General features: G+C 41.9%; 14 protein-coding genes. 7 read left to right on the plus strand and 7 right to left on the minus strand.

Annotation, left to right across the window (positions count from 1 at the left end; translation table 11 throughout):
• Positions 1-459 (minus strand): DMT family transporter, encoded by a 459-nt coding sequence (locus FTU29_RS08820; protein ID WP_180084595.1) that lies wholly within the window; start codon positions 457-459, stop codon positions 1-3.
• Between the two features lie 124 nt (positions 460-583).
• Between FTU29_RS08820 and hemW the strand changes: the two genes are divergently transcribed.
• Positions 584-1,738, plus strand: a complete 1,155-nt coding sequence (gene hemW / locus FTU29_RS08825; protein WP_180121422.1) for a radical SAM family heme chaperone HemW — start codon at positions 584-586, stop codon at positions 1,736-1,738.
• Between the two features lie 133 nt (positions 1,739-1,871).
• On the plus strand, positions 1,872-2,279 hold the full coding sequence (locus FTU29_RS08830; RefSeq protein WP_180026073.1) for a hypothetical protein: 408 nt from the start codon (positions 1,872-1,874) through the stop codon (positions 2,277-2,279).
• A gap of 42 nt (positions 2,280-2,321) precedes the next feature.
• Here FTU29_RS08830 and FTU29_RS08835 read toward each other — a convergent pair whose 3' ends face one another.
• Together FTU29_RS08835 and FTU29_RS08840 are read right to left on the minus strand one after the other, a co-directional pair.
• The gene (locus FTU29_RS08835; protein WP_180121424.1) at positions 2,322-2,624 is read right to left on the minus strand and encodes a hypothetical protein; all 303 of its coding nucleotides are present in this window, start codon (positions 2,622-2,624) and stop codon (positions 2,322-2,324) included.
• Between the two features lie 318 nt (positions 2,625-2,942).
• Positions 2,943-4,766, minus strand: a complete 1,824-nt coding sequence (locus tag FTU29_RS08840) for an acyl-CoA dehydrogenase C-terminal domain-containing protein (protein WP_180121426.1) — start codon at positions 4,764-4,766, stop codon at positions 2,943-2,945.
• A gap of 230 nt (positions 4,767-4,996) precedes the next feature.
• Between FTU29_RS08840 and FTU29_RS08845 the strand changes: the two genes are divergently transcribed.
• Positions 4,997-7,504: a hypothetical protein gene (locus FTU29_RS08845; RefSeq protein ID WP_180121428.1), complete on the plus strand. Its 2,508-nt coding sequence runs from the start codon at positions 4,997-4,999 to the stop codon at positions 7,502-7,504.
• 85 nt (positions 7,505-7,589) lie between these two features.
• Here FTU29_RS08845 and aroE read toward each other — a convergent pair whose 3' ends face one another.
• The 3 genes from aroE to hemF all read right to left on the minus strand — a co-directional run bounded on the left by aroE (position 7,590) and on the right by hemF (position 9,875).
• Entirely contained in the window at positions 7,590-8,378 is a 789-nt protein-coding gene (gene aroE, locus FTU29_RS08850; protein WP_180024330.1) for a shikimate dehydrogenase, read from the minus strand.
• A 102-nt stretch (positions 8,379-8,480) separates the two neighbouring features.
• On the minus strand, positions 8,481-8,702 hold the full coding sequence (locus FTU29_RS08855; RefSeq protein ID WP_078189308.1) for a hypothetical protein: 222 nt from the start codon (positions 8,700-8,702) through the stop codon (positions 8,481-8,483).
• Positions 8,703-8,933: 231 nt separating this feature from the next.
• Positions 8,934-9,875: an oxygen-dependent coproporphyrinogen oxidase gene (gene hemF, locus FTU29_RS08860; RefSeq protein WP_180003423.1), complete on the minus strand. Its 942-nt coding sequence runs from the start codon at positions 9,873-9,875 to the stop codon at positions 8,934-8,936.
• Positions 9,876-10,152: 277 nt separating this feature from the next.
• On the opposite strand from hemF, the gene hemN reads away from it, so the two are divergent.
• Positions 10,153-11,526, plus strand: a complete 1,374-nt coding sequence (gene hemN / locus FTU29_RS08865; RefSeq protein WP_180024332.1) for an oxygen-independent coproporphyrinogen III oxidase — start codon at positions 10,153-10,155, stop codon at positions 11,524-11,526.
• Positions 11,527-11,628: 102 nt separating this feature from the next.
• Here the strand turns inward: hemN and ribA are convergent, their stop codons facing one another.
• Positions 11,629-12,231, minus strand: a complete 603-nt coding sequence (gene ribA / locus FTU29_RS08870) for a GTP cyclohydrolase II (RefSeq protein ID WP_168379100.1) — start codon at positions 12,229-12,231, stop codon at positions 11,629-11,631.
• Between the two features lie 311 nt (positions 12,232-12,542).
• Between ribA and dxs the strand changes: the two genes are divergently transcribed.
• From dxs to FTU29_RS08885, 3 genes are all read left to right on the plus strand, one after another.
• A complete protein-coding gene (gene dxs / locus FTU29_RS08875) occupies positions 12,543-14,453 on the plus strand; it encodes a 1-deoxy-D-xylulose-5-phosphate synthase (RefSeq protein WP_180121430.1) in 1,911 nt (636 codons plus the stop codon).
• A 112-nt stretch (positions 14,454-14,565) separates the two neighbouring features.
• On the plus strand, positions 14,566-15,396 hold the full coding sequence (locus tag FTU29_RS08880) for an inositol monophosphatase family protein (RefSeq protein ID WP_180121432.1): 831 nt from the start codon (positions 14,566-14,568) through the stop codon (positions 15,394-15,396).
• Positions 15,397-15,852: 456 nt separating this feature from the next.
• Positions 15,853-17,664 (plus strand): DEAD/DEAH box helicase, encoded by a 1,812-nt coding sequence (locus FTU29_RS08885; protein ID WP_180121434.1) that lies wholly within the window; start codon positions 15,853-15,855, stop codon positions 17,662-17,664.
• Positions 17,665-17,778 lie beyond the last annotated feature (114 nt).

A 17,778-nucleotide genomic window follows, 5' to 3' on the forward strand; every position in this document is an offset into this window, starting at 1 on the left:
TTAGCGTTGGAAAGTGAGAAGCACACCAATAAAAATCACCACGCCACCCAATAAGCGTTGCCAGTTAATCGGGGTTTTTTCAGTGCCGAGCAAGCCAAAATGGTCAAATACCATCGACATTAAGATCTGTCCAAAAATAATCAGACCGGAGAGGGATAAAAAACCCAGTTTCGGTGCGGTATAAATACTGATACTGATGGCATAAACACCCAAACATCCCCCCAGCCATAAATACCAAGGGATTTGAGCAAAACTTGCAAAGTCCGGTTTTTCGGCCGATTGAAAAAACACCATAAAGGCGAGGACTATTGTACCAATCAAAAAAGAAAAAAGGGCAGCTTGCAGCGGTGAATATAAATATTCACGCAATTGGCTGTTGATCGCTGTTTGAATGGTCATAGCGATACCAACACCCATCGCGAGCGGCAGTAAGTACAATAAATGGCTGCTTATTTTCATCTTCTAATCATCTAATTCTTCTTAAATTTATTAGTCTACTGTATTGTGGATGAGATTTCATAAGCGCTCTGATGCAGTCATGTTAAAATGCGCTTACTTCTTTTGTTCCTTTTGAGCATTTTCCTTGGCTGAATTAAATCCTGCAGTTGTTCCGTTATCTTTATACATTCACATGCCGTGGTGTGTGCGCAAATGTCCATACTGTGATTTTAATTCGCATGCGGTGCCGAATGGTGAATTGTCTTTAGACTTAGAACAAGAATATTTACAGGCGTTGGTTGAAGACTTTAAAACGCAAGTCGATTTTGCTCAGGGTCGCTTGATTCATAGTGTATTTATTGGTGGGGGTACACCATCGCTCATTTCATCCAAAGGCTATCAATGGTTATTTGCTCAACTCAAAGCGTTAGTGCCATTTGAAGCGGGCTGTGAAATTACCTTAGAAGCCAATCCAGGCACGGTTGAGCACGATCCTTTTGCGGGTTATTTAGACGCAGGCATTAACCGACTTTCAATTGGTGTACAAAGTTTTAATCCAGAGCATTTACAAAAACTGGGTCGTATTCATTCCAATGATGATGCGATTCAAGCCATTCAGCATGCGCGAGAAGCAGGCTTTGAGCGAGTGAATGTTGATTTAATGCATGGCCTTCCTGAGCAAAGTCTAGAACAAGCACTGTTGGATTTAAAACTTGCTGTTGAAAATGGGGCAACCCATGTGTCGTGGTATCAATTGACCATTGAACCCAATACAGTTTTTTTCCGCACAAAACCAATTTTACCTGTCGATGATGTGCTTGAAGATATTCAAGAACAGGGCGAAGCCTATTTAACAGCGCAAGGCTTTATCAATTATGAAGTATCGGCATGGCGTAAAGAAAAGCCGTCGGCACATAATTTAAATTATTGGCAGTTTGGCGATTATTTGGCGATTGGCGCAGGCGCACATGGTAAAGTGACCATGCCAGACGGGGTGTATCGTTTCCAAAAAACCCGATTGCCGAAAGACTATTTAGCCAAAGTACCTGCTGAACATCTTCAGTTTAAGCGTATCGAAGCAGCCGACATGCCTTTTGAATTTATGATGAATGCACTTCGTTTAAATCATGGGGTGGAAGCCAAGCTATATAGTGAGCGTACAGGGGAAAGTTTAGAGCCAATTGCCGAGTTATTGAACTCATTACGTGAACGTAAATTGATGGTCAGTGATCCAACACTTTTGTCTTGTACCGAGCAGGGACATATCTTTTTAAATTCAGTATTGGAAGAATTCCTGTAATGAAAGCTATGTCAAACTTGTTTTAAAATTTGAGCGACAAGTAATTTTTCATATTTCGAATGTAATTTGCAGAATGTGTATGAAATTATTCAGTTGATAATTGAATTTACATGTCATAAAGGAACTTCAGAAAATGAAATATATTTTAACTACGACGTTATTAACTATAGCTTTGGTGGGTTGCACCGATAAAAAAGCACCATCAGAACAAAATGTTGCAACAGAGGCAACGATCGCAACTACACAAACAAACGATGTTGCAGTAGCTCAAGATGAGCAAGTGATTCACTTTACAGGGCCACAAGATCTAAGCCTTGAGTTAAAAACCAAAGATAATTTTGAAACCGCACAATTGACTGATAATTCTGATCGTGTGTATGAATTGAAACGAGCAGTTTCAGGAAGTGGTGTACGACTTGCCAACGACCAAGGTGTTTCAATTCACTTTAAGAACTTTAATGGTGTGAATGAAGGGACAGTTGAGTTGGTAAAAGATAAACCCATAGAGATTAAAGAATTTATTGCTGATAAAGCAAAGTAAATATTAAAAAAGACCGCATGAGCGGTCTTTTTTTAATTTAGCTTAACGATGTTTCGGTGGCATTGGCGGTAATTTATGCTGCGAAGCAGGTTTGTGTTGATTGCCTTTAAAAGCTACTGCCTTATGATTTTGTTTGGCAAATTTTGCATGAGCGTGTTGATGCTCTTTTTTCACCATGTGGGGCCCAGCAGATTTGTGATGTATTGCTTTAGGCGGTACAGGTTTTTTATCAAAGTATGGAGCAGGTGGTGGATTTTTATGATCGAATGCAGGCGCTGCCATTGCAGACATTGTCGCAGTTGTTGCAATTAGACCAATCATTAATGAAGACATCAATTTTTTCATGTTTACGCTCTTTATGAATCAATGAAGTCATCATAGGGGGAGGCTATGGAGAAGATATGAAGTTGTATGAGATACAAATGTAAAGCTAAAATCATCGAGTGAAATTTACTTTAAGTATTTAATATTTATTAAATAAAATTATTTTTTTGAAAAATACAACAATATTTCTCCATATAAAGTTCATCTTTATACATTGTTATTACCTCATGAAGAAATTAAGAATGCTGCTCATTATCGCTATAGATGAAAATTAAAAGAGAAGACAAAAAAGACCGCCGAAGCGGTCTTTTTATAGAGTCATTTAACTCGGTTTAAAGCTTAGTAGTCAAAGCTAAAGTGTTCAGGAGCCAAAGAAGTCATGGTCTTCGATGGGTTAACCATTGCTTCAGCGTGACCTTGTGAGCGTGGTAATAGACGTTCAAAGTAGAAGTCAGCCACTTTGATTTTTGCTTTATAGAACTCAGGAACTTCTGCACCATTGCCTTCTGCTAATTTTTCAGAAGCTACGGCAGCTTGTTGTGCCCAGAAATAAGCCATCATCACGTAGCCAGAGAACATTAAGAAATCGACAGAAGCAGAAGATACGATGTCACGGTCTTTACGTGCTGCAAGCATGATACGAACCGTTAATGCATTCCACTGTGCGCAAAGCTTCGTTAAGTCCCACGCAAAACGACGCATGTATTTGTTACGTGCATGTTGACCACAGAACTTCAAGATTTCTGCTGTGTAGTCACGAATCACTTTACCTTTAGAGGTCAGCAGAACTTTACGACCAATCAAGTCTAGTGCTTGAACACCGGTTGTGCCTTCGTAGAGAGTAGAGATACGTGAGTCACGAACGATTTGTTCCATGCCCCATTCTTTAATATAACCATGACCACCGTATACTTGCATACCATGGTTTGCAGCTTCATAACCCATTTCGGTTAAGAAACCTTTGAGAATCGGTGTGTAGAAGCCTAAGTGGTCATCATGTGCTTCAAACGCTGCTGTATCACCGCGGGTTAAAGCATCAGTCATTTTGTCCGCAATTTGAGCTGCATAGTAAATCATTGAACGGCCGCCTTCAGCGATCGCTTTTTGAGTTAAAAGCATACGACGTACGTCTGCATGGTGAATAATCGCATCGGCTACTTTTTCAGGATCTTTTTTACCTGAAAGTGCACGCATAGACATACGTTCTTTGGCGTATGGAAGTGCGCCTTGGAATGCCAATTCAGCATGTGCAATACCTTGAATTGCTGTACCAATACGTGCAGTGTTCATGAAGGTGAACATTGCATGTAGGCCTTTGTGTTTTTCACCGATCAAGTAACCAATGGCATTGTCAAAGTTCAGCACAGCTGTTGCCGAAGCACGGATCCCCATTTTGTGTTCAATCGAACCACAAGTCACTGGGTTGCGTTCGCCCACTGAACCGTCTGCTTTCACAAGGAATTTTGGAACGATGAACAATGAAATCCCTTTAGTACCTGCAGGAGCATCTGGAAGACGAGCAAGTACGATATGCACGATGTTCTCTGTTAAATCATGCTCACCCGCAGAGATGAAGATTTTTGTACCAGAAATTGCATAGCTACCGTCAGCTTGAGGTTCCGCTTTGGTTTTTACCTGACCTAAGTCGGTACCGCATTGAGGTTCAGTTAAGCACATGGTGCCTGACCAAGTTCCAGCAACAAGGTTCGGTAAATATTGGTTTTTCTGTTCTTCTGAACCAAATTGTAGAATGGTGTTGATACAACCTACGCTTAGACCTGGATACATTTGGAATGACCAGTTTGCTGTACCCATCATTTCAGATTTGATGAGATTCAACGACTGTGGCAAGTTTTGACCGCCAAATTCTTCAGGGAAAGACAGACCTTGCCAGCCACCCTGTACAAATTGGTCATAGGCTTCTTTAAACCCTTTTGGTGTTTTCACATCACCATTTTCAAAATGACAGCCTTCTTCATCACCCGTTTGGTTTAAAGGTGAAAGGATGTTTTCACAAAAATCCGCTGCACCTTCTAAAATCATGTCGACAGTATCTGCATCAGCAGCTTCACCATTAGACAAAGTTTTGTAGTGTGCTGGGTAATCGAGCACTTCATTCATTAAGAAACGAATATCGTGTAAAGGCGCTTTATATGCAGGCATAGTCTTAATCCTAATATCTAAATTTTTTTGGATTATCTGTATTGATGATTTGATTATTCATAATTTTATCCAAAAAACATTGATGAATACGCCCTTAAAAAATGTCAGAAAGGCGAATTGTAATATTTAACCAACATGTGAAATGTAAACTTCTGATAGACTGGATGTTGATCTTTTGATCATTTTTTTCTTTTAATAAATCATAAAGAACTTAGGTCTTTCGTACAATTATGCGATTAAAATATATAACACTTTGTTTACTGGGTTTGAGTATTACTGGGTGTGCTCAACATGTCATAAAAACCAATTCAACGGATCAGTCTCTCGGGCAACAAGCCACTCAAGGCTTAAACGCAATGTTTGAAAATGCCAGTTATGACATGAAAGGGCAATTTTCAATTCAGACCGATATTCAGTTTGATGAAAAAAAGCCTGAAACCAAGTCAAAGCCTGCAACTATTACACAGCCAGAGCTGGATCCTAAACTTAAAAAACAACTGGATCAGTTGATTAAAACCCAAAATATTCCATTTAGCCAAAAAGAAAAGAAACAGCTCTATCAAGCTATTGCCAATGAATCGATCCCACCATCAGCGCGCTATAGCGATGAAGATGATGGCGTTTCTCCGCAATCTAAAATTGCTCAATCACTGCTGAATGTGTTGAATGATTTACAGTTTAGCTATAGCGGTTCAGTACATTTTAGAGAAAAACTTGCTGCCTTAACCTTGCAATTGAGTTATCAAAAACCGACTTTGCAGGTGAATGCACAGTTGCCGATGATCATTGATTTTAATCAGCATAAATTTTATACCAACTACTTTGCGTTCATGCCATTTATGGTAAATCGTGAAAGCCAAAACAGCTTGGCTTATGTGGATTTTTCAAAACATAAAGACACGATTGCTCAGTACGATTTGAAAAAATTTGCTGACTATTTAAAACAAATGAATGCTTTGCCTTATGTCTTGGCAGAGCCGAATCAAGTGCAAAATATTGCTTTAACACGTGATGAAAAAAATGCAGGGCTGACTAAAAAAATCCGCTATGTGGGTGATCTTGATGCGCTATACACCCAGCTTGAACTTTTTGATTTTGTGAACGCCAACTATTACACCACGCAAATCAAAGGTCAGCGCAATAGTGACGCTGAGCAAGATGAATCTGTGGATGCAGCTGTGCATCTCAGTGCTTCCGAAGAGGCGATGGCTGCGGCTGAAGCGGCGGGAGGTGCAGTAGCGGCAGCAGCTGAGGATGAAGACTATGATGCGGCTTATGCATCTGTAGAACGTGTGAATGAGCTGCTCAATGCGAAAATGCATGGCCTGATGTATCACCAACATGAAACGGAAGAAGAACAAACGTCTTCTGCCGCTGAATCTGCTGAATACGCGATTGATACTGCAAGTGCATATGCGGAGGCGACCGCGGGTGATGACGAAGAAGCCTATAGTTCGGATACTGAAGTAACCGAAGCTTATGCGGCTTCCGAAGAAGATGACGAAACAGCGAACTTATCTGAGGAAACCTGTCAGGCCTTGATGAACACCAAACAGGTGCCGATTGGTAAAGTCACGCTGTGTCAGGATTATCAAGATGTTCGGGTGATACCGCTGCAAGAAGATTCTGTACCATCGGCCTCTGCTGCGGACGCATCCTATACAGATTCTGAGATTGCGGACGCTGTTGAGCAGTTAAAGCCGGTATTCCAGCAATATCAAAGTGAACAACTTATCGATGTAAAACAATTTCAGCAATTATGGCAAAAGCATCAAGCTGAAATTGCGCAGGTGCTGAATGGACAGGATAAATCATCTTCGAATGTTGTGATGGATGTAGGCTTAGATCACAAAGGCCGCGTCCAAGTAATGGACTATCAATTGGCCTTTAATGAGCCACGTTTAGGTCAGTTAAAGCTGAAAAGTAGCAACCAAATTTTGAATTATGGCAATGCGACTAAAATTGATCGTCAAGCCATGAAACAGGCAAAATCCATTGAGGAAGTCAGTAAAGATTCACTCTTTGAAAATATGTTGAAAGGCCTGCTTGCGCCAATCACGGGAAATGATCCTCTGCTTGTTGAAGCAGAAACTGCATCGGTTGATGATGTCCGTGCTGCAAATGAAGAAATCGAACTTCCTGAATATCTCAGTACTGTGGCTTTGCAAAGTTATAAGCGCCATCAATCTGAAGTGAAAGCCTATCAAGCGGCATTTGTCGTGGCATTTGCTAACTATCGCGCTCAGTATGTGCGTTATTACTCGGCCAATGATTTGAATGAAATTGCAGAAGTTTATGCATATCGATTTGTTGATGGCTTAAAAGAGCCAACAGGCAATGCGCTGAAACGTTTAAATCAATTACGTGATAAGCATGCTTTGCATCGCTATCAAGACTTTGATGACTTAGGTTCTTCAGTCAATCATTATGTGCAGTCGGGGATTGGTGAGTACAAAGCTCAGGTTGAATGGAAGCAGTTGCAAAAAACCTATAAGACTGATCAGGCGATTTTTGCACATTTATACCAACAAAACTTTTTAGCTAGCTATGAACTGGAAGGAACTGAAAAAGCACATTTGGTGAAAGCATCAAAAATCTATGCGCAAGCCTTTACTGATGATATCAAAGGAAAATTATCAGAAGCGTCATTACAAGGCCTAACAGCAGAACACGAAGAGTTGTTCAGCCAATCGGCTTATTATGAAACCTATAAAGCCATACAAAAACACAAGAACTAAGTTGGATAAAAAAAGAACCTCAATTGAGGTTCTTTTTTTAGGTGTTTCGACTGCTTTGAAAGTAAATTGAGCAAATCATTTTGAATTATAGAAAGTCTTTTAGATCAGGTTTGACGCCATTCCAAATGGAAAAAGATTCAATCGCTTGACCAACCAACATGCCAAAACCTTCTGAGGTTGGAACATGGCGTGCTTTGGCTTGATCCAAAAATGTCGATGGTTTGCCATAGGCCATTTCATAGGCGTGGGTGAATTGTAAAGCTTCAGGCAAAATTAGCGGATCACCCGTTAAGCTTGCCGATGTGGCATTAATCACCAGATCAAATTGACCTGCTAATTCGGTGAGGGCAATGGCTGCAAGTTCGGCATTCGGTACGGCAGTTTTTAAGTCAGCGACCAATTGTTCAGCACGCGCTAAAGTACGGTTGGCAATCACGATTTTTTTGGCCCCAGCTTGTACCAGTGGATAAATCACGCCACGTGTCGCACCACCTGCACCAATGATCAATATATCGCTCTGTTCTAAATTCCAATCTAAGGCACGGATGGCATCGACCAGGCCTTGTCCATCGGTATTATCGCCATGGAGTGTGCCATCTTGCATCCATAATGTATTGACCGCACCTGCAATTTTGGCACGTTCAGTAAGGACGGCACATTGTGCATAAGCTTGTTCTTTAAACGGAACAGTGACATTCATACCGATGCCACCTTCGGCAAAGAAGGATTCGACACTGTGCTGAAAACCATCAAGTGGCGCAAGTCGTTTGCTGTACTGAATGTCGAGGCCTGTTTTTTCAGCGAAGGCATGATGAAGTTCAGGTGAGCGTGATTGTTCAATCGGATTGCCAATCACGGCAAATTGTTTGCTCATTGCACAGCGTCCATGTAGATGTGAAAGAGCAGACAATATACGCCAAATGTGATGATGGCTAAAGTTCGGGCAGTCTTAAAATCGTGAAATAAAGGCGGAAAATTAAGGATTACAAATATCTAAGACGCTTTGAATCAAGATGCTGGCAGCACTGATGACTAAACCAATCAAGGCAACCACCATGAAGCCAATAGCCAAATTGTCATTCAAAGACGTTTCGGAAAAAATATTAGTACTGATAGCGCTGATCAGCACAACAGCAAAGCTCCAAAACACCAAGGCAGTAAGACTGACTGCTTTTTTATTGAGTGTTTGATGTGTCATGTGCGTTGTACTCCGTACAAGAAAGTTACAGCCATGAGTTTATTGACACATTGTGCAATGACATAGCGTAAAGCTGTTTAAAAGATGTGTCATTGTTGAGCAATATGATTACAAAGTAAATGCTTAAAAAATTTATTTATGCATCAAGATATTACCTAGAAATATAAATACTTTAATTAAAAGGCAATGAAAAGCCCCTGATGGACAGAGGCAAATACATGTCTATCTATTTTATTTCAATATATTAAGCCAATCATGCGGTTTTAAATAAAAGTCGGTGAGCTTTTTCTCTGGAGAATTTTCTTCCCATTCAGGACGATATGACCAGCCCGCCAAAGGTGGCATACTTACTAAAATGGATTCAATACGCCCACCAGTTTGTAAACCAAATAAGGTGCCACGGTCATACACTAGGTTATATTCAACGTAACGACCACGACGGTAAAGTTGGAAGTCTCGTTGTGCTTCGGTATAGGCTTTGTCTTGGTTTCTTTGGAAGATTGGTAAAATCGCCTCTAAATAACCATTACCCACGGCCTGCATATATTTGAAACAGGTTTCAAAGTCCCATTGGTTGAGATCATCAAAGAATAAACCGCCCACACCACGTTGTTCATCACGGTGTTTGAGATAAAAATAGTCATCACACCATTTTTTATGTTCATCATAGAGTGTATCGCTAAATGGGGCACAAAGATCATGGGCAGTTTGATGCCAAGACAAGACATCTTCATCATTTGGATAAAATGGAGTGAGGTCAAAACCACCGCCAAACCACCAAATCGGATCTTGGCCTTCTTTTTCCGCGACAAATAAACGCACATTGGCATGTGAGGTCGGGACGTTGGGGTTTTTCGGGTGAATTACCAATGACACGCCCATGGCTTGCGCTTTTGCACCTGCAATAGCGGGATGGCGTTCAGTCGCAGAGGCCGGTAATTTTGAAATGTTAATGTGCGAGAACATCACGCCGCCTTTTTCAATCACCGTTCCATTTTGAAGAACACGTGAGCGACCACCACCACCTTCAGGGCGTTCCCAGTCATCGATCGCAAATTCGGCACTTCCGCCACCAGCACGTTCTTGCTGTTCCAATGCGGCACAAATCTGTGCCTGTAAATCGCGAAGGAATTCATCTACACGTTGTATATCGGCTGAAGTTGGATTCTGCATGGTGACCTTTATTAAAATAATTTAAAGATAAGTGTCATCAAAGCATAAATTACGTGAAAACTTAAGGCATTTTTCCCGATACTCAGCATCGGATCTTTGCTTTAAATCTAGATATCTAGTGATTAAACCAAAAGATCATGCAAAGTTAGCAGCAATTGCTCCGGCTGAAATTGGGCCTATTCCGACAAATTTGCTAGGTTGAATTCACATCTGAAGCTCAGCACAATAATCATAAGGTAGATTTAAATTGAATCTCATTGATTGAAATGGTGCATCGATGTCTCAGCAGGCGAGTTCTTTAATTCAAAAATACAATGTACCAGGTCCACGCTATACCAGTTATCCAACCGTGCCGTATTGGGAGGAAGCTGAGTTTTCATTACAACAGTGGAAACAGGGCTTGAAGCGATCTTTTAATGAGAGCAATCACCTTGAAGGCATCAGTCTGTACATCCATCTACCATTTTGTGAAAGCTTATGTACGTTTTGTGGTTGCCATAAAAAAGTCACGAAAAAACATGAGATGGAGCTGCCTTATATTCAGGCGGTGCTGAAAGAATGGGACTTATATTGTCAGCTCTTGGTCGACCGGCCAATAATTAAAGAAATTCATTTGGGCGGGGGAACGCCTACTTTCTTTTCTCCTGAGCATCTCACCCAGTTGATTCAAGGCATTCTAGTGCATGCTGATATTGCCGATACACATGAATTTAGCTTTGAAGGGCATCCGAACAATACCACACGTGAGCATTTACAAGCTTTGTATGATGTTGGTTTTCGACGCGTAAGTTATGGAGTGCAGGATTATAATGAGAAGGTGCAAAAAGCCATCCACCGTATTCAGCCCTTTGCACATGTTGAACAAGTGACACAGTGGGCACGTGATATTGGCTATACCTCTATTTCGCATGACTTGGTTTTTGGTTTGCCATTTCAGGATTTAAACGACGTGTTGCATACTATTGAACAGACCAATCGTTTGATGCCAGATCGTTTAGCCTTTTATAGCTATGCGCATGTGCCGTGGATTAAGGGCAATGGGCAACGTGGTTTTAAAGATGCCGATGTGCCGAAAGATGATTTAAAACGTCAATGCTATGAAGAAGGTAAGAAGCAATTACTTGCACATGGCTATCATGAAATTGGAATGGATCATTTTGCATTAATCCAAGATCCAATGTATCAAGCTTTTCAGCAGGGCAGTTTGCACCGTAATTTTATGGGCTATACCGCATCGAAAACCCAAGTGATGATTGGTCTCGGCTTATCTTCGATCAGTGACAGTTGGTACAGCTTTGCACAAAATGAAAAGAAAATTGAAGACTATTATGCACGTTTAGAAGCGAATGAAATTCCAGTCTATCGGGGGCATGTGCTGACAGATGAGGACTTAATCATTCGTAAACATATTCTCAATTTGATGTGTACCTTCCAAACTTCTTGGGCAGGTCCAGAAATGCAATTTCCTGAGCTTGATGAAGTATTAGCGCAATTGGCTGAAATGCAAGAAGATGGCTTGCTCGAGATTTTTGATCAGCACATTCAGGTGAGTGATGCAGGCAAGCCTTTTGTCCGTAATATCTGCATGGCTTTTGATTTACGATTAAAACGTCGTGTTCCTGAAAATCGTATTTTTTCGATGACGATTTGAATCTCTTCCAAACCTCCCTTTAAAAAGGAGGGAGTGAAATCTTTCTTTCAAAGGATGGTTTATTTTCCCCCTCTTTTTTAAAGAGGGGGCAGGGGAGATTTTTTAAAAATCGTCCTTTTGATACATATGCGACATACGATCATGTTTGGTTTTTAAATATTGTTCGTTAAAGGGATTTAAACCCACAGTCAGCGGAACACGATCAACGACATTCACGCCTTGCTCTTGGAGCGCTTCAATTTTTAATGGGTTATTGGTAATGAGACGCACAGCCGTAATGTTGAGATGATTCAACATGATAGGGCACATATCATAACGACGTGCATCGGCAGGAAGATCCAATAATAAATTGGCATCCACTGTGTCATGGCCTTGGTCTTGTAGGGCGTAAGCACGAATTTTATTGGTCAAGCCAATACCGCGACCTTCTTGGCGTAAATATAAAATCACCCCTTGACCTGCTTCATTAATTAATTTTTGGGTCGCTTGAAGCTGTGGGCCGCAGTCACATTTGAGTGAAGCGAAGGCATCACCGGTGAGGCATTCGGAGTGGATACGAACTAAAACAGGTTCAGTGGGAGCTTGTTCTAGTCCTTTAGAGAGTGCGACGTGTTCTTCACCGGTTTCAGGATCCTGAAAAACCGTAATATTGAATTCACCAAAAGCGGTCGGTAATCTTGACGTTGCGACAAATTCTATAGGCACTGCTTAACCCGTTTATTCGATTATAAATTGGCTAAAGTATAGCGTAATGCTTGGACATTGGTAGAATTGCAACGACGAATTTATGCAGAACATTTTCTTTTTTGTATAAAGCGAACGATAATAGTTGATAAATAGGAAGATTATTCAGGATAATCTGACTCATTCAAAATCTCCCCAACGAGATCATTGCTAAAAATTACATCGCTACAAGTTTGGCTGATTGTAAGGTGATACAATTCGACGATATGATCGAGTTACCCATTTAGACCGAGCTTAGGAATTTGCCAGGCTTTAGAAGGCTTTGCCACATTATGCTGTATAAAGAAATACCATTTCAACGCCCTGTAACACCGTTGCTGGATACGATTAACCATCCTCAACAACTTCGTTTACTCGAGCGCAGCCAATTAGAGCAAGTGGCGGATGAGTTACGTCAATTTATTTTGTATGCGGCCGGACAAAGTGGTGGGCATTTTGGTGCCAATCTTGGGGTGATCGAATTAACCGTGGCATTGCATTACTGTTTTGATACGCCACGTGATCGTCTGATTTGGGATGTGGGTCATCAAGCCTATCCGCATAAAGCCTTAACGGGTCGTCGTGAACAATTAGTGACGATTCGTGCCAAAGATGGTTTGGCTGCGTTTCCTGCCCGTGAAGAATCTGAATTTGACACCTTCGGTGTGGGCCATTCATCAACCGCGATTTCTGCTGGTCTTGGGATGTCATTGGCACGTCGCTTCAAGCAAGATCCCTGTCATGTGGTTGCAATCGTGGGTGATGGCGCGATGACAGCGGGCATGGCTTTTGAAGCCATGAACGATGCGGTGGCACACAATGCTGACCTCATGGTGGTATTGAACGACAACGATATGTCGATCTCATGCAGTACAGGTGGTTTTGCTAAGCATTTGGCTGCGATTTGGGAAAGTGGTCAATCGGTGAATATTTCTGAAAATGGCGAAGCTTATATTCAACCTCATCCTGAATGGGCGTATAACTCACGCCTACATTGTGCTGCGACCGATGCTGCAGACAACCTATTTAAAGCCATTGGCTTTGACTACTTTGGTCCTTTTGATGGGCACGATGTTGAACAATTAACACACGTGTTTGAAGCCTTAAAAAAACGCAAAGGCCCACGTTTAATGCATGTCTATACCAAAAAAGGTAAAGGCTTTGCACCTGCCGAAGCAGATCAAATTAAATACCATGCCATCAGTAAACTGAATGCACCTGCTGCTGTGGCAACTGCACCGAAATATTCAGATGTTTTTGGTCAGTGGTTATGTGATGAAGCTGTACAGGATGATCGTTTATTAGCGATTACTCCTGCGATGTGCGAAGGCTCAGGCATGGTGCAATTTGCAAAGCAGTTCCCTGAGCGTTTTTTTGATGTTGCCATTGCAGAACAACATGCGGTGACTTTGGCTGCGGGTATGGCCTGTGAAGGGGTAAAACCGGTTGTTGCAATCTATTCAACCTTTTTACAACGTGGTTATGACCAACTGATTCATGACGTCGCTTTGCAAAATCTTGATGTGACATTTGGTATCGACCGTGCAGGTTTGGTTGGTGAAGATGGCCCAACGCATGCCGGTGCATATGATTATGCCTTTATGCGTACCGTGCCGAACATGGTGATCATGGCGCCGAAAGACGAAAATGAATGTCGTCAAATGTTGCATACGGCTTATTTGTATAAAGGCCCAGCGGCAGTACGTTACCCACGAGGTAATGGACTAGGTGTTGAGATTCAGCAAGAGATGACCGAGCTTGAAATTGGCCGTGGTGAAGTTCTTGCAAACTTCAATGTTCAGCAAGATGCAACAATTTCTATTTTAGCATTTGGTAGCCGTGTTCAGGCAGCGGTTGAGGCGGCTGAAGTATTGGCTGAAAAACTGGATGTTGCAGTTCGTGTGCTAAATATGCGTTTTGTAAAACCATTAGATACACAGTTGATCGATCAAATCGCGGCAAGCACGCAACTATTTGTGACAGTTGAAGAGCATGCAGTGATGGCGGGTGCGGGTAGTGCGGTAAATGAATATTTAGCGCAGGCTAGTATTGTTAAACCGATGCTGAATTTAGGTTTGTCAGATGAATTTATGCATCAGGCGACACATGCTCAAATGCTACAACAAGCTGGACTAGATGCTGAAGGCATTATCACTTCTGTGACACAAAGCTGGATAAAGCATAAGTCAACTGTAGTTTGCTGAATTTCTAATTTTTAGAAACATTTTTTCCCTAAAAGCCCTTATATTTGATAAGATATAAGGGCTTTTATGCATTATTCTTTATCAGTATCTTCAAATTTGTAGTGGGTGTTCAATGGAACCTATGGTGGTTATGGCTGCGCGTGCGGCTCAATTAGTTGGTCAAGAGCTTTTAAAAGCGCATCAAAATCGTCATAAACTCGATCTACAAGTCGAAGAAAAAGGAATTGATGGTCCAGTAACGCGTGTAGACCGTTATTTGGAACAATTGACTATCGATACCCTACGTAAAAGCTATAAAAATCACAGTTTCCTAGGTGAAGAGTTTGGTCTTCAAGAAGGTAAAGGTCATGACTCTGATTGGTGTTGGATCATCGACCCACTTGATGGCACATTAAACTTCGTTAATGGTGTTCCACATTTCTGCATCTCTATCGCAGTTCAACATAAAGGTGTAACTCAACACGGTGTTATTTATGACCCTGTGAAAGATGAGTTGTTCTCTGCAAGCCGTGGTCGCGGTGCGATGATGAACCAACGCCGTATTCGTGTAAATGTAAAAGACAGCTTAGAAAACACTTTCCTTTCAGTGGGTCATGCGTATCGTAAAATTCGTAATGGCGAAGTGGTTTCTTATGCGAAAAACCATTTCAACTCATTGTTAAATGTGACTGAAGCCGGTGCTCAATACCGTCGTTCAGGTTCTGCTGCTCTTGATCTAGCATATGTTGCTGCAGGTCGTTTCGATGGTTATTTCGAACTTGGTTTGAAACCATGGGACATCGCTGCGGGTGAACTTATTGTAAAAGAAGCGGGTGGTACTGTGGTTGATGCTCGTGGTGGTAACGACTCAATGGACAATGGTCAAGTACTTGCATGTTCTATGAAAATGCTTAAACCACTTATGCAAGCTGTTGTTCCAGCTTGGGGTGAAGCTGCTAAATAATAGAACGCTTAGTTCGAGTTTATTGACAGAATAATGAAATAAAGCCCTCTTTATGAGGGCTTTATTTTGTCTAATTGGTCAAAAATAAAGGCTTAAACACCTATAATTTAAAGCTTCTTACAAAAAACATTCTGAAGTTGACTAAAACAGGTGACATTTAAAAACTTTCTGCTATAATCCCCGCACGCACTAAATTTCGTTCATTACCTGAACATTCTCTTCTATCATTGTGTATGCGCGTTCCGGTCCAAAGAGAGGACGATATTTCGCGCCCCACCCAATCGCTAAGCGATTCCTTCAGGTTGCGGCTGTAATCATGTGTGCGTTATACACATCGTCGTTCTCGGATCGCCGCTGATTCTATATTTTCAGCGTTTTTTGCTGTGCCGCTTTTTGCCGATGTCCATCTGAATTTATATTTTTAATGGAGCACCCATTTTTGGGGTGAAATACTCTATGAGCAAAACTTTTGCTGATTTTCCTTTACATGAGTCGTTACAACTAGCATTACAAGGTCTAGGTTTTACTACTCCGACTCCAGTGCAAGAACAATCAATTCCAGCTGCATTAGAAGGTAAAGACCTTCTTGTATCAAGCCAAACTGGTTCTGGTAAAACTGCTGCATTCTTACTCCCAACTGTGAATGCTTTGGCTGGTCAAGACACTTTGATGTCTTTCAAAGAGCGCATGAAAGCGGTAACTGCACCGTCTATTCTTGTACTTTGCCCTACACGTGAATTGGCTCAACAGGTTAGCCAAGACGCAATTGCTTTAGTACGTCATATGAAAGGTGTTCGTATTGCTGCAATTATGGGTGGTATGCCTTTCGGTAAACAAATTCAACAGCTTAAAGGTGCACAAGTTGTCGTAGCGACTCCAGGTCGTTTACTTGACTTGGTTAACCGTCGTCAAATTAAACTAGACAACGTTGATGCGTTAATCGTTGACGAAGCTGACCGTATGCTTGACTTAGGTTTCTCTGAAGACCTAGAAGCGATCAGCGACTTGGCTGCTAACCGTAAACAAACATTAATGTTCTCTGCAACATTTGCGCCGCGTATCATTACACTTGCAGAACGCATGATGAATGATCCACAGCGTATTGCGATTGAAACTGGTCACTCTACAAATACTGACATTACTCAGACTCTTCATTGGACTGACGGTTTCGAACACAAGAAAAAACTTTTGACTCACTGGTTATCTGATGAGTCTGTAGATCAAGCAGTTGTATTCGCATCTACTCAAGAAGATACAGATATGTTGGCTGAAGAACTTGCAGAAGCAGGTCACTCAGTTGTCGCTCTTCACGGTGCAATGCCACAAACTGTACGTAACCGTCGTTTACGCAGCATTCGTGAAGGTCGTGCAAAAATCTTAGTTGCGACTGACGTTGCTGCACGTGGTCTAGACGTACCAACTATTTCTCACGTAATTAACTTCGGTCTTCCAATGAAGAACGAAGACTATGTACACCGTATCGGTCGTACAGGTCGTGCGGGCCGTACTGGTAACGCGATTACTTTAGCGACTTACCGTGAACGCGGTAAAATTCGTGCTTTAGAAGACTTCTTAGATGCACGTTTAAATGTATCTGAAATTGAAGGTCTTGAGCCATCTCCACCTCCTGCACGTGGTAGCCGTGATGGCGGTCGTGGTCGTCGTGATGGCGGTCGCGGTGGTCGTGGTGGTTTCGGTGGCGGTCGTCGTTTTGAAGGTGAGTCAAACTTCAAACGTCGTGAAGGCAACCGTGATGGCGAACGTCGTTCATTCGGTGGCGAAGATCGTCCACGTCGCGAATACAACAACGATCGTCCACGTCGTGAAGGCGGTTTCGAAGATCGTCCACGTCGCGAATTTAACAACGATCGTCCACGTCGTGAAGGCGGTTTCGAAGATCGTCCACGTCGCGAATTTAACAACGATCGTCCACGTCGTGAAGGCGGTTTTGAAGATCGTCCACGTCGCGAATTTAACAGCGATCGTCCACGTCGTGAAGGTGGTTTTGACCGTCGTTTTAACGATGACAACCGTGGTAACCGTGTAGATTACAAACCAGCTCGTGAAGGTTATGGCGATCGTCCAAAACGTTCATTTGGTGAAGATCGACCACGTCGTGAATTCAACGGTGACCGTCCTCAACGTTCATTTGGTGAAGATCGTCCAAAACGTTTCGGCGATGACCGTCCAAAACGTTTCGGTGATGATAAACCGCGTGGCGAACGCACTTTCGGTGAAGACCGTCCACGTCGTAAATTCAATGACTAATTGAATTTCGAAAGAAATATCGAAAAAACCGGTGGAAACACCGGTTTTTTTTATGGATTTAAATTAGCTTTTTAATCAGAAAAATGTATACTTGATCAAACTTTATGTGTTTAA

The sequence above is a fragment of the Acinetobacter sp. YH12086 genome (assembly GCF_013419345.1).
GTDB lineage: Bacteria > Pseudomonadota > Gammaproteobacteria > Pseudomonadales > Moraxellaceae > Acinetobacter > Acinetobacter amyesii.